Source organism: Microcoleus sp., from assembly GCF_049646505.1.
Taxonomy (GTDB): domain Bacteria; phylum Cyanobacteriota; class Cyanobacteriia; order Cyanobacteriales; family Microcoleaceae; genus Microcoleus.
This window is the reverse complement of record NZ_JBARVX010000061.1, coordinates 1-20,347: the sequence shown is the minus strand read 5'-3', so window position 1 is coordinate 20,347 and position 20,347 is coordinate 1. Positions and strand designations below refer to the sequence as shown.

The following is a 20,347-nucleotide window of genomic DNA, read 5'->3' as shown; positions in this document are numbered from 1 at the left end:
ATTAGTTATTAGTTATTTGTTATTTGTTATTTGTTATTTGTTATTTGTTATTTGTTATTTGTTATTTGTTATTAGCTCGTTACCAGGCTCTGCCTGGTAATGCAGATCCGGAGGCTCTGCCTCCTTTGATCTGTCAACTTACAGGAGAGAAAACTGTAGGAGGTGTTTATAGCGGTTCTCACAAAGGTGAGGTATGCTTTTAGGCTCGATGCCCGATGCCCGATGTTTTTAGGCCCGATGCCCGATGCTTTTAGGCCCGATGCCCGATGCCCGCGAGAGCACCTCATCTTTCTGAGAAAGGCTATAAGTTATTAAGTTTTCGATCCTTATTTGTTATTTGTTGGTTACAATTCCTAATGCCCTATGCCCTATGCCCTATGCCCGATGCCCGATGCCCTGCGCGGGCCGACACCATCTCATCTTTCTGAGAAATGCTATAAAATGCTGCATCTCTAATTCGACAGACTGTATTTTAAACAACCCTTAAAAGTTGAATGGAAGCTGAAAAATCAATATTTTTACAACTCCCATTCTGGATTGATTTAGATTAATTTAACGCAGGCCCAGCCAGGTGAAAAAATCCTGGCGCGTGAAGAATTCTAGCAGCAAAAGTGCCACGAATCCCACCATCGCAAATCGTCCGTTGATTCTTTCGGCGTAAGCATTCCAGCCAAAGGCGGGTGCTGCTGGTGCTGGGGTATTTGGGGCTGTTGGTTGGGGAGATGGAGGTGTTTTAGCAGTCATTTAAATGTTTTGAGTTGCGAGTTTTGAAAAAATATTTTTGGGAAGCTTGGCGATCGCACAACTTCCAATTTACCGGAAAATGACAGCCGATCGCTAATCTGCTGAGTTTTCTAAATTTTGAACCGATTCGATCAGATTTCGCACGGTTTCCGTACCTTCTGAAGGCTCAAAAAACAGCGGGAATTTGCCGCGAGCGATCATTCTCAAACCCAAGGGGCCGAGACTGAACAAACCTTTAACGTCGCGGAAGTAGTTTCCTACTACTTCGATCCCAAATTTGCGCTCGTCTATCCAACCGCCTTCTTTAACAAGATCGATCAAGACTTTGCGGTGGCGGATCGATCGGCTGGCTTGTTCGTCTTTGCGATCGAGAATCTCCTGTTTGATCTTACCAATTTGATCCATCGGCGCAACTTCCATCGGACAAACCGAGTTGCAGTAGTAACAGCGGGTGCATCCCCAGACGCCGGCGGTGCCTTCGTTGTATTTTTCGAGCCGATTTTCAGTTTCCCCGTCGCGGGAATCGGCGATCGTCCGGTAAGCTTTGGCGAGGGCGTGGGGGCCGACAAATTCCGGGTTGACTTCGCGGGCGTTGCACTCAGAATAGCACGCACCGCAGAGGATGCAGTTGCCAGTTTGGTCGAGTTTCGATCGCTCTTCGGGAGTTTGCAGAAATTCCCGTTCTGGAATTGCTCGCGAGGCGGTGCTGATGTATGGCTCCACAGCTTCCAGGTTGTCCCAAAAACTGGTCATATCGACGACCAAATCTTTAATTACCGGCATATTTCCCATTGGGGCGACGGTAATTTCTGGGATAAAATCCGCAGGCTGTTCTGTCGAACTCGATTGAGCTATTTTTTGCAGTCTGGCGAGTTCGCTACCGACATTTTCTTTGCAAGCTAAGGCCGAGCGCCCGTTAATTCGCATCGAACAACTGCCGCAAATGGTATTTCGACAATTTTTGCGAAAAGCTAAAGTGCCGTCTTGTTCCCACTTGATGCTGTTGAGACAGTCTAGGATAGTATTGCTCTCTTCCACCTCTAGGGTGTAAGCGCGAACGCGGGGAGCCTCGTTTTGATTTTGGCGGACTACGTTAAAACGGACTTGCATATTTTGAGTGAAGAATTTAGTTTCTATTTTAATCTGGAACTTTTGTTTGTATAAAAACCTTTTAATTATTTTAACATCTACCTCTAGCAATAGATTTAACTGGTTTTATTATTATTTGGTAACGGGGAATACTTCCCAAGTCATAAATCATAAATAGCGGCTTTTTTTAGCTGATTTTTAAGTAGTAAATAGAAGATAAAAGTAATCGGTCGGTACAGTTAGTGAGTCGGAGGGGAAGTTATGTCTAGCTTGTATGTTTTAACATTTATGTTTTCAATGCCGGCTTTTTTTCTGGGTCTTGTGAATCCTCAATGGGTGGGAATGAAAAATCGCCAGCTATCTGTGAGTTTATACGGCGTTTTGATGGCAGTTTCGTTTGTTTTGGTGGGAGTGACAGCACCTAAGCCGTCGCAGCCAGTTGCTTCGGTGTTGCCAGCCTCCACTGAACGGGCAGAATCTAGTGCAAGCCCACTTTTGCGCTGAAGGTAGCTGCCGGTGCACTTCACTTTTGTGGCAGCGTTACGAGAAATTTTACCAGGAGTTGCGCCGGGGGGCGAGAAACCGGGTTTTTTCAAGAAAATTACATCGCCAACAGCCTCGGTTAATGCTTGGGCTTTTTTCGGCAATTCTACTGATTGGAAGAACGCAGGTCGATCGAGTATTATCTAATTGTAGAGCTTGCGGTGCTGGTGCGTCTATGACTTACAGCTTGAGAATTGTCGATTTGCCAACGAGCGAACGGCCGCGGGAACGGCTGATGGCCGGGGGCCCGAAAAGTTTGGCGACGGCGGAATTGATTGCAATTTTGCTCGGTACCGGTCAGGGAAAGGGCAAACTCTCGGCTGTAGGGCTGGGACAGTATATTTTAAATCAGTTGAGCCAGCACCAGCGCGACCCTCTGGCAGTGCTGCGGACTATTAGCGTGCAGGAGTTGACGCAGATTCACGGGATCGGGCCTGCTAAGGCAACTGGGATTTTGGCTGCGGTGGAGTTGGGGAAGCGGGTGTTTCAGTCGCGGCCGCCGGAAATGGCTGTGGTTGACTCTCCGCAAGCGGCTGCGGATGCCTTGAGTCAGGATTTGATGTGGCAGTCTCAGGAACGTTTTGCTGTGGTGTTGCTGGATGTGAAAAATCGGCTGCTGGGAACTCAGGTAATTACGATCGGCACGGCTACGGAAACTTTAGCTCACCCTAGGGATATTTTTCGGGAAGTGATCCGCCAAGGGGCGACGCGGGCGATTATCTCGCACAATCACCCCTCCGGAATTGTAGAGCCGAGCCCGGAGGATATTGCTTTGACGAGGCAGTTGCTGGCGGGAGCGCAGTTTTTGTCGATTCCGCTGTTGGATCACTTGATCTTGGGAAATGGCGATTTTCGGAGCTTGCGGCAGACTACGACGCTTTGGGAGGAGTATCCTCAAGGCGATTGAACTCTTATTCTTAACTAACTCCATCGCTATGATTAGTTATTTGTATCTTTGGTCTGTCCGAGGGCTGAATCAATCATCACCACAGGATCTTTTTGAGGCTGGAGTCTTAGGCGACAGCGTGTTTTGACTGAATGTCGCTGCTGATACTTAGTTTCGATCGCAACTCGGTTAATCTAGTATAGGTAAGCTGAAGAGGTCGCTAATCCGATTTTTTTTGAGCATACTAAACATATACTGAACCAGCACCTAAATACCCAATACTTAAGAAATTATTAAATTGGGTGTAAAATACACGGCGTGGTGATAGGAGAAAAACTGTGTTTCTGAGACTTGCAGAACAACACCGTAAATTCGTCCAAGATTTGGTAATGAACCTCCAGGCTTTGGCGATCGTGCTAGAGCATAGGGGTTATCTGGCATCCTGCTACACTTGCGGGGGTCAGATGAACAGTGCCTCATTTATGGTCAGTTTGACGGACAACCATCTGATTCGATTTTTAGTGTCAGATTACGGTATCACTTGGACTGAGATGCGAGACGATCGCGAACTGATGAAACTTGAAGGTGCAGAAGCGATCAATCAGTTACAAGAACTGGCAAATCTGGTAAAGTACGACATCCAACCTTCGGAAGCTACTTTGGCGGCGGCGCACCGAGTTTAGCGATTGCACGATTCCGAGGTTTTGGTGCTGCAGTTGACTCTCCCTTGAGAGCGACCGACAAAATGTAGAAGTGCTACTGCTCGTCGGCTGCGATGTTAATTTCCCGCTTTGGCATTCAAAAGTCAAGGAATGGAAATTAACTTTGAGCAGGCAGGTCAAATTTAACATCCAGATCCAGGATGAGGCTGTGAAGATTGGGCAAAAAGCTGCCCCTGGGTGTAACGGGCAAATTGCGTTTATTTTTGCTTTTCGATTTAGCTGATAAGGCTAACAAAAAATTAACTTGAAACAGCATCGCTGCTGTAAAAATCTCACAGCCGGCTTTAGCCGGCTAAGTTTTGTGTAAGTAAGGGCTTTTGGGCAATATTTTGCGGTGCTGTTAAACAACTATTTGAAGTGCGCGATCGCGCTTGCCAACTATTATTTGATAATATTTTAATGATGAGTCCGAAAATATCGATCGCCAAGCTGGGAATAAAAATCAAATGGTAAATTTAAGCGAACTTCTAGAACCAATCGCCAGTCAATTTCGCAGCCTGGGAATTCCCGAACCAATTACCCATTGGGGACATCCTGTAATGATGGGGATCGTGATTGTAGCGATGGGCAGTTTTGTCGGGTATACGGGATGGCAGGGACGTTTGGCTGCCGATAAGGATGTCGCGCTCAAAAGTCGATCGGATCACCGCAAGCTTGCACCGTGGATGTTTCTATTTTTAGCTTTGGGCTACACTGGTGGACTGCTGTCGCTGGTGATGCAGCATCAGCCCGTGATGGAAAGCCCGCATTTTTGGACGGGTTCGACAGTGCTGGTTTTGCTGGCTGTTAGCAGCTTAATTTCGCTCACTGGTTTTGGGGGGAACAAGCTAGCACTGCGCGCGGTTCACGCTTATTTAGGCACGACGGCTTTAGCACTTATGGTACTGCACGCAGCTTTCGGTTTAAAATTGGGGCTGTCTATTTAGAAGAGGAAGAAGAAGGGTTCGGGGAAAGGAAAGAATGTAAAAAAAGAAATTTTGCCATAACTCGCGCAGGGGTAGCCAGAAACCGGGTTTTTTAGCTAAATACACGGCGTTTAGCTTTTTACCCCGGTTGAAAAACCCGGTTTCTTTGATAAGGAGTTGATAAGTCCCGCATCGGTTTCCCTGAAATATTCCCCTCTGATATCGTTCTCTCAACAGCCAACAGCCAACAGCCAACAGCCAGTAGGGGCGGTGCCCCCGTGCCCGCCCTTAACAGCCAACAGCCAACAGTCAACAGCCAACAGCCAACAGCCAACAGCCAACAGTCACCTGACGGTGTTACCGGAATTGATATGAGTTTCTAATTAATGAATCAAGCAACGGGTGTCATTTTCTGTCTGGCCTACATTCTGGGATTGATTTCTACAGGAGTTTTTTGGGGTAGATACGCGATACTAGCTTTGGGAATAGCGGCGGCAGTCGCGATGCCTAAATTGTTGTTAAAGCATACTAAGAATTCTCTCAAAACTACTAAAAAAAGACGCAGCAGAACCCCAAGAAATGCCCTGGAAGAACCCTTAGAGATGAGGGAAGAATTGAGTTGGTTGGAGATGCTGCCGCGAGGAAAACGGGTGTGGGCTGCGGCGGGTTTGCTGGCATTTCTAGGTAGCTTTTATTTGGCAGTTCGATCGCCCCAACCGGCAGTTAATGACATCAGCAAACTGATTCCGGCGGTGGGAAACACCCAAGAAGTGGTGGTGACAGTTCGCGGTAGAGTTGTGAGTACGCCTCGATTAACTCGATCGGGGCGATCGCAATTTTGGCTGAACACAGATTTAGTTAGCGAAATCAACGGCGGTGAAGCCGGGGTAGTCGTCAACCGCCCAGTATCAGGCAAACTCTACGTTACAGTGCCTCTGCTGCAAGCAACGGGCTTGTACGCCGACAATACGATCGCAGTTGTGGGATCGCTGTACAAACCGCAGCCGCCCTCAAATCCGGGGGCTTTTGATTTTCGAGCATATTTAGCCAGAGAAGGCGCTTTTGCAGGGCTCAAAGGTCGTCAGATTGACTGGAGGAGAGAAAATGCGATCGCCGATGTCAATCGAGTTAACAGCAAAACGGCTGCTTTCTGGGAACCCGCTGGGATGCAGCCATCGTACATTCAAGCGATGCGGATGCGGATCGTGCGATCGCAGCTATCGCGGTTAAATGTTCCCGAAGGCCCGCTGATCGGTGCGATCGCCCTCGGCAAACAAGCAGTTGATTTACCTTACAACATCCGCGACTATTTCGTGCAAGCGGGATTGGCCCACGCGATCGCAGCTTCGGGTACTCAAGTTTCAATGGTTTTGGCTTTAGTTATAGCTTTAACTAGGCGCTTTTCCAAACAGTTACAATTTGGTTTTGGCGTGGGCGCTTTATTTTTGCTCGTCGGATTAACAGGCTTTGAAGCTTCAATCTGCCGCGCCGCACTGATGGGATTTGGCACATTATTTGCTTTGGTATTGAGCCGCGAAGTTAAGCCGATAGGATTGCTGTTAATCGCCGCTACTATTTTACTGCTAGTTAACCCTTTGTGGATTTGGGATTTAGGTTTTCAACTGAGTTTTTTGGCGACTTTGGGATTAGTTGTGACAGCGCCGCCGCTGATGGCAAAGTTGGACTGGATGCCGCCCGCGATCGCTTCTATCGTGGTGGTTCCGATCGCCGCTTCAGTTTGGGTGCTGCCGCTGCTACTTTATGTTTTTAGTGTGGTATCACCTTACAGCATTTTAGTCAATATTATTGCTGCTCCTTTACTCTGGATTTTGAGTATTGGCGGGATGGTTAGCGCTGCTTCTGGATTGATTTTTCCGCCGGCGGGGAGTGTTTTAGCGCAACTGCTGGACTATCCGGCAAAGTGGTTAATTGCGATCGCCCAATACTTCTCGCAATTGCCAGGTAATTCGGTAGCTGTCGGTCAAGTATCCGTGTTTCAGTTAATCGCACTTTACAGTTTAATCTGCTGGGTTTGGCTGGGGGGAAGTTCGGTAACGAGCAATGTACGGGATGTAACGGATGTAACGGATGGAAGAAGGAAGGGAGAAAAAACAGGGAAGCAGGAAGTAGGAAGGAAGAAAAATCAGGGAAAGGGGAGAGGGAAGAAAGGGAAAAGCCGAGTTTTTGCGTTGCGGATTTCTTCGGCTTGGATTTTACCGCTGGCGCTGGTGGCGGGAATTGGGATCGTAGTTTTGCCAGCTTGGCACGTTCAATCATCTTTGTTTCAAGTTACTTTGCTGGCGACATCGGGCGAACCAGTTTTAGTAATTCAAGACCGGGGAAAAGTGGCGCTGATTAATAGCGGTGATGAAAATACTGTGAGGTTTACGGTGTTGCCTTTTTTGCAGCAGCAAGGAGTTAATTCTCTGAATTCTGCGATCGCCACTCACGGTCATTTAGGTTTGAGCGGTGGTTGGGGAAAATTACTAGAACGCTTGCGAATAAACACATTTTATGATAACGATGCTCCCAAAAAAATTCACCGCGGCAGCGATCGGGAATTGATGACGGCTGTGCAATCTCGCCAAGGCGTTTACTTTCCTTTAGAAACTAACAGCACAATCGATCTGGGTTCGATGCGGTTGCAGTTTGTGAATGCGGAAATCCCGGTGGTAGAATTGCTGGTGGGCGATCGAACTTGGTTGATTGTCGGTGAAATGACACCGTTGGCGCAAAAAAAATTAGCAGCCACGGGAACATTGAAGCCGGCTCAAGTGCTGTGGTGGTCGGGAACAACTTTGACAGCCGAGTTATTGGACGCGGTGAGGCCGCAAGTGGCGATCGCCTCTGCTGACGAAATCGACCCAGAAACCGCAGCAAAACTGCACCAAAGCAAAACCCAGATATTCTGGACAGGGCGCGACGGAGCCCTTCAATGGACTCCCGGTACGGGATTTAAGACGACTCTGGAATCTGAAGAAAATGAAACTTCTTTTCTCTAAGGATTTACAAGGCGGCGCATTGTGCGGTAAGATAATTTTAGCTCGCATCTCAAGTCAATTGGAGAGGTGGCAGAGCGGTTGAATGCGGCACACTCGAAATGTGCTTTAGGGGTGACTCTAACGTGGGTTCAAATCCCACCCTCTCCGTTTTTGATAACCGGCAAAAGAACCGACAAAAAACACCCCTGCAGGAGTGTGTTGCTTACCAGGTAATTTTTCTAGCCAACTGATTCAAACTCAAACAACTTCCTCGTCCGCCTGGTCGCCGTAAGGGTCTTCGCTGGCCGATCGCACGTTGCCAAACATTCCGGCATCCGCTACGTTGTCCGCCGGGTCGCCGTAAGGGTCTTCGCTGGCCGGACGCACGTTGCCGAACTGTCCGTACTCAGCCGGGTCGCCGTAGGGGTCTTCGCTGGCAGGACGCACGTTGCCGAACTGTCCGGGATTTGGGCGATCGTCATAATTGGCATCAGGATCGACTTGCTCGCTGTCTGGCCCGACGATCGCATCTTTTAACTTGCGGAAAAATCCGTCTACCATGATAAAATTCCTCTGTTTTATGGGTTGAAAAACTGCTGTTTTAGATTGGGAATACCAGATTTAATTAAAAATCGCGGCAGCGACAATCTCAAATCTCAAATGGTGACGCTACTGTGCCGGAACAGGACTTGTAGCTTCCGGCAAGCTTTTGAGGTCTCGGCCGGTAGTTTGGTTGTTGTACCCCTGGAATTCGCGGTAACGCGCCGCCTCGGACTCAGGAACTGTAATTCCTTCAGGCGGGGGCGTTACCCAGTGAGCGCGATTCTGGGCATCGCGGTAGTAAACGCGACCGTTTTTAGAAAGGTAATACTTTCCCTGCGGCCCCTGTTCTTGCTTGTTTTGGTGCTGGCGGTAGAGGTAGTAAAGGGCGGCTGCTCCTACTAAAGTAATCCCTACTTTTTGAGCATTGTTCAAGCCTTTTTTCGCTTGTGGCAAAGGAGTCTGGGCGCGATTAGTTTGCACTCCTCCAGCACGAGTGTCGTCAACAGGAGGCGGGGGGGTGGAACTTTGCTGGCTAGAACCGCAAGCACTCAAAAGCGGAAATGTCAGTAGCGTTGTCAGCAGCAGAGCCATGAAGCGCGATCTTCTGGGTTCGGGTTTGATTGTGTTCATTGCCGCTCCGAATTGTCGGGATTACAGATAGGGTGTGTTTTGGCTAGGTTGGGATACCTGAGCTGCTGCCAACGGTTTTTTAAGTAAATTCATCGATCGCAGCAATTTTGCAAAAAAAATTAGTTGCCGAGAACTTCCAACAGCGCAGGTAAAGTATTTCCTTTCTGTTTAATCATCTTCACATCTCTCTAAGATCGGCTCACTCCAGGGATATAAATAAAGTTCCTTTGATTTCAGTCTGCAGGTATATGCAAATGCGCCTCCTCTGCTCAAAAAAAATCCGTTTGCCGACAGAAAGCGAGCGAAGTGAAACCCACGGACACGAGCCCCAAACCCAAAGCAGCACTGGTGACGGAAAGCAGGCACGATTTAATTACACCTCCCAGCTTGTCTGATATCGAGGCAATTTTTTTGTAAAAAGTCTGGAGATGTCGATCGCCCTCCTGTATTAATAATTAACCGCAAAAGAAAGCCGCCGAAGCTTTTATGAGTTTTTATGAAAACCAAAAATATACTTACCGCTGGATTGTCGATCGCAGTTTTATTAGCTGCGACCAAATACATACCTGATTTTAAGCAACAAAACCTAGTCAAGCAATTGCTCGAAACCAAACAGTGTCCCGAATGCAATCTCAGCAATGTCAACTTGAAAGCAATGGACTTGCAAGGATTTAACTTGCAGGGAGCCAACCTAGAAGGTGCTAACTTATCAGGAGCAAAATTGGCGAATGCCAACCTCAAAAATGCTAACTTGAATAAAGCCAACCTCACCGGAGCAGATTTAGGCTGTAGCGGCATAAGTTTCAATCTTGATACTAATGGTCAAGCAGCAAATATGGATTTTAAGGTCAGTGCTGTTCCCGAAAAGAATAACCCAGAAAATGCCGCAGTTGGTTTGAACATGAAATCAACAGACCGGGGAGCTACAATTCGTTTAAATCTGCCAGGATGCGCCGATTTCGAGAATACTAAATTGGAGGGCACTAAAATGCCCGATGGGAACATTCACCCTTAATCAAAGCAAACATAGCAATCAGCCCCACAATCATTTGTGAAATACTTGTCAATCTTGGAGTTCTCTGTTTTCTCAATCTCTGCGTCCTCTGCGTCCTCTGTGGTTCATCAAAAAAAACCGCCGTCTCAATAACAGACAGCGGTTTTTTTTTAAGCAACTAACAGTCGCCTAAAATTAGTGAGCAGAACCGTTACCGTGATATTTGTCGCTATCGTAGAATCCGTTTTTTGTACCGAAGAACAAACAGCAAACGGTGAAAACTGCTGTCAAGACTGCTAAAACTAACTTAACGTCCATAATTGAGTGTCTCCTGATTTAGTGAGCGAAAATACTCAGATTGTAGAAGATTTTTGGCTGGCGCGCCCGTCTACAAGCGTAGCGCCAGATTTGCTGGGCTGTACTCTGGTGCGGCAGTTTCCTGATGGCGAAGAAATTCGAGGAATTATTGTCGAAACCGAAGCTTACGCCCCCGGAGATCCGGCTTGTCACGCTTACCGCCAGCGCACTCCTCGCAATCAAGCGATGTTCGGGCCTGCGGGTATCTGCTACGTTTACTTAATCTACGGGATGTATCACTGTTTTAACGTGGTGACGGATGTAGAGGGGGTTGCTAGCGGTGTGCTGATTCGAGCTTTGCAGCTAGATGCGCTTCCCAAGGGGTTCGCTGGAATTCCCGAAAAAAAGCGATCGCGCCTCGCCGCCGGGCCAGGGAAACTTTGTAAGGTGCTGGAGATCGATCGAACTTTCAGCGGTTCTCCCTTAGATGCAGGCCATCCCCTGCGGTTGGAACACCGGAGCCAGCAATTTCAGCAAGCCGTGGAGGAGGGTACAATAAATTTTGTGCAAACTACGCGGATCGGGATTTCTCAAGGAATTGATTTACCTTGGCGATGGTATGTAGGGAACTCTACGGCTGTGTCAAAATTCTAGTAATGTCAAAGGTATCACTGTAAATTTTGTCGCTTATCTTAGTGAAATTATGGCTTACTCTTCTGAAAATCCGATCGTACAACTCAAAAAATGCCTAAGCCTGGTTCAGGATGTTAACACTCACGCCGAAGCGAACCGAGCCTTCGAGCAATTGTGCGGGATTATCGATGCTGAAAACCCGATGGCGGCGCAACTGTTGGAGATGCTGTGGGAAGAAGCAATCATGGCCAGGCGATCGGCCTTATTTTGGCAGCAAATGAGCGATGTCGAGAAAGATATGGCTAATAGAATGATGGAAAACATGACGCAAATGCGGCAAAATTATTTGCGGTTGATGCAGGAAATGTAAGATTGGGGAATCGGGCATCGGGCATCGGGCATGGGGAAATAGAGACTCAACTCTGACGGAGTGACAATCCCGTTAGCTTGAGCATCTTTTCCCGTGCTTTTTCTAGCGGAGTGAGGAATCAAGGGGTAAAAATAGGTTGTTTTCGATTTGCGATCGGACTTCTACGGAGACATTGCTAATAGCTAGACATTCCCAAAGTAGTTTATTAGCTTCATAATACTGCTTGAGTAGTTTTATTTGCTCCTTGTTAAACAGCCAGGTATGACCAATATTACAATACTTTATCATCATATCTCTTAATTGCTTAATCCAAATGAAACGGTGAGCTTTCCATCTTTGCTGGCGGTGTTCAAAGTCAGCTTCTGGCTCTAGGATACAGTCTTTAAGCTCTTGCAATTTATACTGTAATTCGGGGTTTGGGGTGCTATGAATAAGAAAGTTGAGGTGATTATTAGCTAAGTCAAGGTCTAAGGGTAGGTTTAACGAGGAGGGAATACCATACCAAAAAGAGTTATAGAAATTCTCAAAGCGTAAAGCGTGGTAGAGTTTAAAGTCGAGGTCGAGTGCAGAGTCGAGGTTGTCCTTAATAGCGGGGTCGATAGCGTAAGCGAGTGTCTTTTCAAAGTATTCGGTATAAAAGTATTTGCCATCATTCAGTTCTAAAGCCAGGTCAAAGTAAAGAGATCGAATACTTGCTAATTTATACCGAAGACTTTCAACTTCTTTAACCTGAGTAGATTTGTCATCTAACCATTGAAGAAAATCCTGAAATATCTGATTTTCTAGTAGCCTATCAATCGATTTTTTGATCGACCATAACAGATCGTCAGCGTCGGCACGCATCAACATCTCAGCCACTAGCAAAAACACTTCTCGCCAGCGTGGTTCAGTAATATGAATGATAAGTTGGCTTAAAGGCTGTTTATAATTTACGAATTCCTCGGCAGTCAAATACTCTTGAAAAGTTTGATGAGAAAAAGCATATTGTCTCCATCCCTTTTTTACAATAAGACCAGATAAAACTTCAGTAGTGTGTAAAATTTGAGGATAATCCCCAATAATGGGCGAAATTTCCACTTCTTCAAAATAAGACTTGCCAGTCTCAAAAGTTGTAGCTGCTATCCGTCTTAAGACTTTTTTGAATTCAATTACATCTATGTGTAATAAACGCTCATTGAATTTATTCCATTTTTTTAGTAATAAATCTATTGCTTCTGTGTAAATGTCAACTCTTTTAGACGGCAAATCTCCTCTTTCTTGGAAAATCAGACAAATCAGATGGAGTAACAAAGGCGTATCTGCCAGTTCTTGGATTCGCCGATTTTCTGGTCGATCCAGCTTTTTAATTAAGTCATCTGCTTTGACCGATAGTTCTGGTTGTGCAATCACTGTAACTTCATCAAACCATTTTTCAATAAAATAGTCTCTCTGAGTTTTGTCAAAATCGGCTATTTTAACAAAAATAAACCGAGCAAAGCTTTTAGATTGATATGCTTGAAACTCTTTTCGGCAACTTATTATAAAGCGATTGTTGCCATCGATTAATTTATGGATTTGGGTATTAACAATACTAATTTTTTCTTCTGTAACTTCATCTAAACCATCAAGCAAAAACAACAGTCTGCCGTGACTCAGTAAACTTTCAAGTTCTTGTTCTGAAACATTACTACAGCAGTATTTGTTGTGAAGGTATCCTAATATATCAATTTCATCGGGATGCTTGGCATTGTCAGCCAAAGTTTGCAGACTGATAAAAATAGGGACTAACTTGAGTTGACACTCAAATTCATCACAATTAAGTGCAATGTACTGTAGTAATGTAGTTTTACCTGCACCAGGTTTACCTAATACCATCAGCTTTGAATGTCTCAGCACTACCTGATCCCATAATTGCCGTTCCTGACTAAATTCTCCGGCTCCACCGCCTTGAGATTCATGTAGTTTAGTCTGAACATACATCCTGCTAAGATTTCTCAGCACAGGAGTATCGAACAGGTTAAATGTGCATAAGTTTGCACACTCGTCTTGGATGCTTTTGTTGAAATGCGATCGCACCTTCTGCACCAGCGCCTCTATATCCTCTGAAGGAGAAGATGCGATCGCACAATCACTACTCAAAAACTCTGAACTCTCGAAAGCTGCTTTTGCTGCAATATCTGCTTGTGGTAATAGTAAATTTTCTGCTGGCTCGGACGAGTGCGATCGCACCGGAGGCTGAGTAAATATTTCCATTAATTCATTTGAATCAATTTTTAATACATCTGCTATTTTTTTAAGCGTTGTTGGTTTAGGTTCGGCAGTCTCTCCAGTTGCAATCTTACTAATCGTACCCTGGTCTAAACCAGTTTCTTTCTGCAGCCTATACTGCGAGAAGCCTTTTTCTTTCAATAAGTTTTTAAATGCGTCTCCCGCTGGCTTGTTTTTTTTACGTCTTGGCACTTCAGAATCCCCTCGCAATTTTGTTCAACTCTTGTTCAACCGTTGCACGTTCAACCAGTTGAACACTTACAACTTTGCAAAATTCAAACAGCAGATCACACTGGTGACATAAGCCAAATATCGAACTATCAAACAACCCATGAACAATTCCTATTCTCAGCTAACTCTTTTTGACCTAGAATCCTACTCAGTCAACCCTCAACCGGAATCTCATAACGCCACCACCAAACGGACTGCATCAATCACAGTTTATCTGACTCCAGTGGAGAAGGCACAACTAGAAAAATACGCCACCAGCGGAGGCAAAACCCTGAGCGACACAATGCGCGAAGCCATTAAGGATTGGATACAAGGGCGTAGCTAACTCTCAATCTCTATCGCGATTGTATTTTGTGGGCGAGTCGTGACGGAGTTGTCACCCGGTCATTACTCGCCCACAAGCGAGAGATACGAGAGTTTTAGTCTTAACTTGACACGACGAAAGGCAATGCCGTGTCCTGATATGCTGCTATTTGCCCGATCGCAACTGCAAACTTTTCCTACTTCATTAAAGCAGCGCCGCGGTTGTAAAGTTCCCGCGCGTAATCAGTCCAAGTTCCCTGTCCCCAATAGCGGAAACAGCTTGTTTGTAGCAGCAAGTTGTAAAGCAAAGCTTGCTGGTATTCAAACTGCTTGGTAACGGTCGCATCTTGCTGTACCAGCCGATCGTACTTTTGGTGAAATGCTGCGCTGAGTTGATTCATCGGTTCCAAGACGTTTTCGTAGCCTTTCACCCAACTCAAATCGTTAGTCCAAGAAGCACCATCCATGTGAAAATTATGGTCTGTTTGCTTGAGTTGGGCGATCGCACTTTCGACCTTTTCCGGCGTAGCACTGTCGGGATCGACTAACTGCCAGATTTTGTGCTGGTTGATTCCCTGACAAATCGGATAATCATCAGGATTAACACCCGCCGCCTCAATTATCTCCAAATATTCAGTCCCATTTAAACCGACAACGCCGGATTTTCCGCCGCCATCTTCCCGGTTTTCGTGCCAAGCTTTCATAAAAGCACTGGGAAATTCATTCATCATCACGCCGCCATTTTCGCCGTCAGCAATCTGAGTAACTAAAGAAGGAACTGTGACACTGCCAATTTGCTGTTTGTTGCGTCCTTTCGCTTCGTAATAAGGCTGCATTTGACCGACCAACTTTGTATCAGAACCTTGGGTTTTAATCAAAGCCGTAATGCTGATGGTTTCGCCGCGAGAATTGCGGGCTTGCAAACGGTTGGGAATGTATTTTTGGTCTTGAGACAATCCCGAACCGTCGAGATTTTCTACAGAATGTTCCTGCACCATCAGCCAGCGGTAGCCGCATTCTTTCAAAGCTTTGATGTATTCGTAAAGCGTATCTGGGTGATTGGGAAAGTGCATTTCTGGGGGCGAAAAACCTTTAACGCGCTTGAGGGCATCAATGCCAAAAATGGATGCAAAATGATGTTGCCATGCTTGTATTTGGAGTTTAATGTCAGGAATGGGAGTTGAGGGAATGACGGCGTGACTCCACATTGTCCCCAGCCATTCTACGTAAGGTTGGTATTGAGCTTCGCAGGTAATGCGCTTGAGATTGTCGAAGATATCGTCCCGTCCCATTTGTCGTAATCCCCACAATAAATTGCCCGAATAATCGAGCATAATTCGCGGGTTGCAGCCTTCGGCTATCAGTTGGGGAATGAATTCTCCCATGCGTGAATAGCACCAAGCAAAGACTCCGGCGTTGTGATTGTCTCCTTGGTTGGGATGTTCAAACATCTGCTGGAGATTGCTGATTAGTTCGCCGTTTGCACCGGCTGGAATTGTGGGTTGGTGCATATGCAGGGCGCAGGCGAATCCGGCTTGAATGTTTTCGAGGCGGAGATTTGTTGTAGGTAAAAAGACTGGTTCGTTGCTGTTGGCTGCGGCACTGATTTCTGCTTCCGAGCCGCAAATGTTGGGCAATCCTGAGTTGATTTCGTTTAAAATTGGTAGGTTGGGAGATTGGGCGATCGCAGGCATAAGACTTTCCTCAGTAATTGTGGAGCTGTACTGTCTGCTATTGCTAAAATAGCTGTAAAATTTAATTTTAGCAGAATATGCCTGCCAAAGATAAGTTTATTAATTACCGATACGCACTCTTGGGCGCAAGAGCCTGAAATAGTCTTATTCGTTGCAGTGGGGTTAAATAGTTACAGGGAGTTTTTATCAGAGCGTTTATTTGAAGAAATTTAGGTAAGATAAGGAGGAAGAAACATCGCACATAAATTTGCACACATGAAAATATCTGAGATTATTAAAGGTAAGAAAGGCAGTATAAAACAAGCGCAAATTCCTGTAAGTTCGCCAAGTTGGGAAGAGTTGAGCGAAATGATATGGGAGAAAATAGAAAGGGGTGCTGAAGATAACATCTCAGGTTTTAGGATGGTTCCCAAATTGTTGAGCGATCGGAGATTTGATCGATGAAAAGTAATGAATTTGACCGACTACTTTTGTTTTTGCAAAAGCTGGAAAAACAGGCGATCGATTACAGTTTAGCCCATCACCGCGATGAAGCTGTGATGGTAATTGTGGCTGTACCTGGGGAACGGTGGGAAATTGAATTTTTGAGCGATGGTTCGGTGGAGGTAGAGAAGTTTTTCAGTAATGGAGAGATTGCTGGAGAAGAAGCTTTAAGTGAGTTATTCGATCGCTATTCGGAACGAGACGAGACAAATGGCGATTTGGCTCAAAAGATTGAATTGACAAATGCGAGAAAATGAGTTATGTTTTGCGGAATTTGCGATCGAGCTACTGCATTTTTTACTGGCTCAACCGATGATTTGTGCTTGGAAGGAGAGCTTGCAGCTTAGCCTTGATGGTATCCTGCCGCGTTAGGTTATTGCCAGCGATCGCCAGAATCGGCCTCAACTGTCGCAGCGCGGCGCGTATTTTCCCTTTTATTTATGCCCAACGACCGACTTGCTTAGGAGCAGAGAAATCATATACTTTGTCAAGTTAAGAAAATATTTTGGGATTTCTAGGAGTCAGCAAAAAAAATGTACATCGTACAAATTGCCTCAGAGTGCGCCCCCGTCATCAAAGCTGGGGGTTTGGGCGACGTAGTTTACGGTTTGAGTCGAGAATTGCAGAATTCCGGCCACTGCGTCGAGATTATTCTGCCCAAGTACGACTGCATGAGGTACGACCACATTTGGGGGCTGCACGAGGCCTATCGGGATTTGGCCGTGCCCTGGTACAGCGGCGAAATCCTTTGCGATGTCTACTGCGGCTGGGTGCACGGGGTGTTGTGTTTTTTCATTGAACCTCGATCGCAAGATAACTTTTTTAACCGCGGCTGTTACTACGGTTGCAATGATGACAATATGCGGTTTGCATTTTTCAGCAAAGCTGCTTTGGAATTTTTGCTCAGAAGCAACAAGCGCCCCGAGGTGATTCACTGTCACGATTGGCAAACTGGTTTGGTGCCAGTCATGCTGTTTGAAGTTTACAAATACAATTGGATGGAAAATCAGCGAGTCTGCTATACCATTCACAATTTCAAACATCAAGGTATGGGCGGTAGCGATGTTTTGCGGGCAACGGGTTTGAATCGAGATGATTATTATTTTCAGTACGATCGCCTCAGAGATAATTTTAACCCCTTTGCAATTAACTTTATGAAAGGGGGCATTGTCTACTCAAACTTTGTCACCACGGTGTCGCCGCACCACGCTTGGGAAGCTCATGTGGGCGAGTTTGGCTACGGTTTGGGCCACACTTTGCATATATATCAAGACAAGTTTCGCGGGGTGCTCAACGGCATTGATTATGATGTATGGAATCCTGAGAGCGATCGCTATATTCAGCAGCACTACACTGCGAAGGATTTGGCAGGGAAAGCCAAAACTAAACAAGCTTTGCGCGATCGGCTTTTATTGCGCGATGCTGACAAGCCTATGATTACATTTATCGGTCGTTTGGACGATCAAAAAGGCGTTCACCTCCTCCACCACGCAATTTATTATTCTCTGAGTAAAGGCGCGCAATTCGTGCTTTTGGGTTCGGCGACGGAAGCGGGAATTAACGATCATTTCCAGCACGAAAAACAGTTTTTAAATGACAATCCAGACTGCCATTTGGAACTTGGTTTTAATGAGGAACTGTCGCACTTAATTTACGCAGGTGCGGATATGATCGTGGTGCCGAGCAATTACGAACCCTGCGGGCTGACTCAGATGATCGGGTTGAGGTACGGTACTGTTCCTGTGGTGCGAGGTGTGGGCGGTTTGGTGAATACGGTGTTCGATCGCGATTACGGCACCAGCCACATCCCCGAAGAGCGCAACGGTTACGTGTTTTACCAAAGCGACTACTACGCTTTAGAGTCGGTGCTCGATCGGGCGATCGGATTGTGGTATGACTACCGCGATGAATTTGAAAAACTCGTAATTCAAGGTATGAATTGCGATAATTCGTGGAAATATCCAGCTAAAGATTATGTGGAAATTTACGAGCTAATTCGACACAAATGAATTAGTCAGTAGTCAGTAGTCAACAGTCAACAGTCAGTAGTCAGTAGTCAACAGTCAACAGTCAGTAGTCATTAGTCATTAGTCATTAGTCATTAGTCAACAGTCAACAGTCAACAGGTAGGGGCGGTGGATGGTGCGTGCCCGCCCTCAAGCGTCAACAGTCAACAGTCAACTGAGATAATGTTTTGAGTAAAAATGCGGGGGCGGAAAGTACGAATGCAGCTTGTAGGGTTTTCTTGCCTGTCGGTGCGAAGTGCGATCGTACAAGATAGAAGTATAGAAATTAAACGGCTGGTGTTCGCCCGCCCTACAAAAAATGAATTCACAACTAGAACAACAAGCAACTATTCTGCAAGACGAAACAGTAGCGGCAGGCAATGCAGCAAACCCAACGGTTGAAACACCTTTATTCGCTTCAGAATTTGCAACCGAAGAAAAAGTCAGAGTAGAAGAGTTTAAGATTAGCGCCGACAGTTTAATTAGTAAAGTCAAAGAACTAATTCAGCAAGGAAAACTCCGCCGCCTCGTCATCAAAAACTCGCAAGGACGGACTTTGGCAGACATTCCGCTGATGGCGGGATTGGTAGGCGGCGTTGCAGGAAGTGTCATCTTTCCAATTGCTGCTGCACTTGGCGCAGTTGGGGCGGTTGTAGCTCATTTGACTGTAACTGTTGAGCGGAAAGAGTAGTCATTAGTCATTAGTCCGCAGTCATTAGTCAATCAATAATTTAATTTGTCATTGCGCGAAAAGAAGCAATCCCAGAGTCTGGGATTGCTTCGCTTTGGCTTGTAATGGCATTACTCTCGTTACCAGGAAGAGCGAAAGTAACGGAGATATAGAGGCTTCTGCTTCACTTTTGCGAGTCTCATTTTACCGGAGGTAGAGCCTAGGAACCAGAGGATACCAGAATTTTTCGGGTGAAGTATTCTGCTAGTTTAAGTTGTTTTCCCAGATGACTTTGCTACAATGGAATGTGGGATAAAAACTTTTACCCCATATATATATATTTATTTTAAAAAAAGATATGCAAGAACGGATAACTCGTATCGATATAATACGGGAAGAGCTAGGAGTGTCAGCCTACAAAAATATTGCTGTTGCCGACTTTCAGATTGGGAATGATAGTGACGAATTGATAGCCGTCAGCGGTAAATCGACTCGTCCCGGCACAGTTGGTTTACCAGACGAGCCATTATTTAAGACTTTTGAAGTCCCACCCGGACATTCACGAGGCTATGACAGCGAATACAAACTTCTTGAGGAAGTGGCATCGAGATATGTTCAAACACCAGAGATTCAAGGTAACGTAAATCTATGGACGGAAAGAGAACCCTGCGATTCCTGTTGTTACGCGATCGAGCAATTTCGTAGGCTGTTTCCCAATATCAGACTGACGGTAAACCATACAATGTAAACTCAGCAAAATCTACGCACAGCCAGATTTTTAAAGTGGGAATATCTCAAGGTTGGCGTTGCTGAATAGGGTTCGGAAATCTGTAAGAGCAATCCTCCCAAGAATTGCTCCCATCGCCAACACACTCCGGGGTGCCCCGGAGGTATTACTTAAAGGATGTAGTAGCTATGTACTTAGATCGAGTTAAAAAACAACTGATAGAACTAAAACTCATAAGGCAAGATGAACTTGTAGGCTGTACCCCCGATGAGGTAATGGCTATCCAGCAACAGTTGGGGATTTCTCTGCCCCTCGCCTATCAAGAATTTCTGTTATCTATGGGGCGTAGTGCTGGTAAATTCTTGCGGGGTTCGGACTGTTTCTTGAATCATTTACCTCAACTTCAGGAGTGGGCTGTTGAGTTATTAAATGAAAATAACTTTCCTGAATCCTTAGCAGATGATGCCTTTATTTTCTTGATGCACCAGGGCTATCAATTCAGCTTTTTTAGATTATCAGAAGGCGCAGATCCCCCGATTTACTCTTACTGCGAAGGGACTAACCAAATTGATTTCATTAAAAGCCATGAAAGTTTTAGTAATTTTTTGGTGACAGAGGTTAAAATTCATGCGAAGTATTTGATGCCTGT

At 45.8% G+C, this 20,347-nt stretch carries 22 protein-coding genes and 1 tRNA gene; 15 read left to right on the top strand and 8 right to left on the bottom strand.

Going from position 1 to position 20,347, the window contains the following annotated elements; all coding sequences use genetic code 11:
- Positions 1-552: 552 nt before the first annotated feature.
- The 3 genes from WBA89_RS03245 to WBA89_RS03235 form a co-directional block, all read right to left on the bottom strand.
- Positions 553-744, bottom strand: coding sequence for a chlorophyll a/b-binding protein (locus WBA89_RS03245; RefSeq protein ID WP_333194752.1), 192 nt, complete (start codon positions 742-744; stop codon positions 553-555).
- A gap of 93 nt (positions 745-837) precedes the next feature.
- Positions 838-1,854: a succinate dehydrogenase/fumarate reductase iron-sulfur subunit gene (locus WBA89_RS03240; protein ID WP_424404029.1), complete on the bottom strand. Its 1,017-nt coding sequence runs from the start codon at positions 1,852-1,854 to the stop codon at positions 838-840.
- 308 nt (positions 1,855-2,162) lie between these two features.
- Positions 2,163-2,480 carry a hypothetical protein gene (locus tag WBA89_RS03235; RefSeq protein ID WP_424404027.1) on the bottom strand — a complete coding sequence of 106 codons (318 nt, stop codon included), beginning with the start codon at positions 2,478-2,480 and terminating at the stop codon, positions 2,163-2,165.
- Between the two features lie 71 nt (positions 2,481-2,551).
- Between WBA89_RS03235 and radC the strand changes: the two genes are divergently transcribed.
- From radC to WBA89_RS03205, 6 genes are all read left to right on the top strand, one after another.
- Positions 2,552-3,283 (top strand): RadC family protein, encoded by a 732-nt coding sequence (radC, locus tag WBA89_RS03230; protein WP_193976196.1) that lies wholly within the window; start codon positions 2,552-2,554, stop codon positions 3,281-3,283.
- Positions 3,284-3,600: 317 nt separating this feature from the next.
- Positions 3,601-3,945 (top strand): DUF1815 family protein, encoded by a 345-nt coding sequence (locus tag WBA89_RS03225; RefSeq protein WP_424404024.1) that lies wholly within the window; start codon positions 3,601-3,603, stop codon positions 3,943-3,945.
- Positions 3,946-4,430: 485 nt separating this feature from the next.
- Positions 4,431-4,910, top strand: a complete 480-nt coding sequence (locus WBA89_RS03220; protein ID WP_194009462.1) for a DUF4079 domain-containing protein — start codon at positions 4,431-4,433, stop codon at positions 4,908-4,910.
- A 156-nt stretch (positions 4,911-5,066) separates the two neighbouring features.
- Positions 5,067-5,264 (top strand): hypothetical protein, encoded by a 198-nt coding sequence (locus WBA89_RS03215; protein ID WP_424404022.1) that lies wholly within the window; start codon positions 5,067-5,069, stop codon positions 5,262-5,264.
- A gap of 11 nt (positions 5,265-5,275) precedes the next feature.
- Positions 5,276-7,891 (top strand): ComEC/Rec2 family competence protein, encoded by a 2,616-nt coding sequence (locus WBA89_RS03210; RefSeq protein ID WP_424404020.1) that lies wholly within the window; start codon positions 5,276-5,278, stop codon positions 7,889-7,891.
- Positions 7,892-7,951: 60 nt separating this feature from the next.
- Positions 7,952-8,038, top strand: a tRNA-Ser gene (locus WBA89_RS03205).
- Positions 8,039-8,128: 90 nt separating this feature from the next.
- On the opposite strand, the gene WBA89_RS03200 is transcribed toward WBA89_RS03205, so the two are convergent.
- Positions 8,129-8,431, bottom strand: coding sequence for a translation initiation factor (locus WBA89_RS03200; protein WP_424404018.1), 303 nt, complete (start codon positions 8,429-8,431; stop codon positions 8,129-8,131).
- Between the two features lie 108 nt (positions 8,432-8,539).
- The gene (locus WBA89_RS03195) at positions 8,540-9,043 is read right to left on the bottom strand and encodes a hypothetical protein (protein WP_424404016.1); all 504 of its coding nucleotides are present in this window, start codon (positions 9,041-9,043) and stop codon (positions 8,540-8,542) included.
- 496 nt (positions 9,044-9,539) lie between these two features.
- Here WBA89_RS03195 and WBA89_RS03190 point away from each other — a divergent pair, with 496 nt between their 5' ends.
- Positions 9,540-10,058 carry a pentapeptide repeat-containing protein gene (locus tag WBA89_RS03190; RefSeq protein WP_424404014.1) on the top strand — a complete coding sequence of 173 codons (519 nt, stop codon included), beginning with the start codon at positions 9,540-9,542 and terminating at the stop codon, positions 10,056-10,058.
- A gap of 174 nt (positions 10,059-10,232) precedes the next feature.
- Here the strand turns inward: WBA89_RS03190 and WBA89_RS03185 are convergent, their stop codons facing one another.
- Positions 10,233-10,355: a hypothetical protein gene (locus WBA89_RS03185; RefSeq protein ID WP_096830678.1), complete on the bottom strand. Its 123-nt coding sequence runs from the start codon at positions 10,353-10,355 to the stop codon at positions 10,233-10,235.
- Positions 10,356-10,376: 21 nt separating this feature from the next.
- Between WBA89_RS03185 and WBA89_RS03180 the strand changes: the two genes are divergently transcribed.
- Both WBA89_RS03180 and WBA89_RS03175 read left to right on the top strand, forming a co-directional pair.
- Positions 10,377-10,988: a DNA-3-methyladenine glycosylase gene (locus WBA89_RS03180; protein ID WP_424404031.1), complete on the top strand. Its 612-nt coding sequence runs from the start codon at positions 10,377-10,379 to the stop codon at positions 10,986-10,988.
- 49 nt (positions 10,989-11,037) lie between these two features.
- Complete coding sequence (locus WBA89_RS03175) at positions 11,038-11,337, top strand: hypothetical protein (RefSeq protein WP_193976065.1); 300 nt, start codon at positions 11,038-11,040, stop codon at positions 11,335-11,337.
- 102 nt (positions 11,338-11,439) lie between these two features.
- On the opposite strand, the gene WBA89_RS03170 is transcribed toward WBA89_RS03175, so the two are convergent.
- Entirely contained in the window at positions 11,440-13,776 is a 2,337-nt protein-coding gene (locus WBA89_RS03170; RefSeq protein ID WP_424404011.1) for an NACHT C-terminal helical domain 2-containing protein, read from the bottom strand.
- A 139-nt stretch (positions 13,777-13,915) separates the two neighbouring features.
- Between WBA89_RS03170 and WBA89_RS03165 the strand changes: the two genes are divergently transcribed.
- A complete protein-coding gene (locus tag WBA89_RS03165; protein WP_333395844.1) occupies positions 13,916-14,140 on the top strand; it encodes a hypothetical protein in 225 nt (74 codons plus the stop codon).
- Positions 14,141-14,315: 175 nt separating this feature from the next.
- Here WBA89_RS03165 and WBA89_RS03160 read toward each other — a convergent pair whose 3' ends face one another.
- Positions 14,316-15,812, bottom strand: coding sequence for a glycosyl hydrolase family 57 (locus WBA89_RS03160; RefSeq protein WP_424404009.1), 1,497 nt, complete (start codon positions 15,810-15,812; stop codon positions 14,316-14,318).
- A 440-nt stretch (positions 15,813-16,252) separates the two neighbouring features.
- Between WBA89_RS03160 and WBA89_RS03155 the strand changes: the two genes are divergently transcribed.
- From WBA89_RS03155 to WBA89_RS03135, 5 genes are all read left to right on the top strand, one after another.
- Positions 16,253-16,552: a hypothetical protein gene (locus WBA89_RS03155; protein ID WP_424404007.1), complete on the top strand. Its 300-nt coding sequence runs from the start codon at positions 16,253-16,255 to the stop codon at positions 16,550-16,552.
- 276 nt (positions 16,553-16,828) lie between these two features.
- Positions 16,829-18,304 carry a glycogen synthase GlgA gene (glgA, locus tag WBA89_RS03150; protein ID WP_424404005.1) on the top strand — a complete coding sequence of 492 codons (1,476 nt, stop codon included), beginning with the start codon at positions 16,829-16,831 and terminating at the stop codon, positions 18,302-18,304.
- A gap of 316 nt (positions 18,305-18,620) precedes the next feature.
- The gene (locus WBA89_RS03145; RefSeq protein ID WP_424404003.1) at positions 18,621-18,992 is read left to right on the top strand and encodes a DUF4342 domain-containing protein; all 372 of its coding nucleotides are present in this window, start codon (positions 18,621-18,623) and stop codon (positions 18,990-18,992) included.
- Positions 18,993-19,377: 385 nt separating this feature from the next.
- A complete protein-coding gene (locus WBA89_RS03140; protein ID WP_424404001.1) occupies positions 19,378-19,719 on the top strand; it encodes a deaminase domain-containing protein in 342 nt (113 codons plus the stop codon).
- Between the two features lie 167 nt (positions 19,720-19,886).
- On the top strand, positions 19,887-20,347 hold a 461-nt coding region (locus WBA89_RS03135; RefSeq protein WP_424403999.1), incomplete at its 3' end, for an SMI1/KNR4 family protein.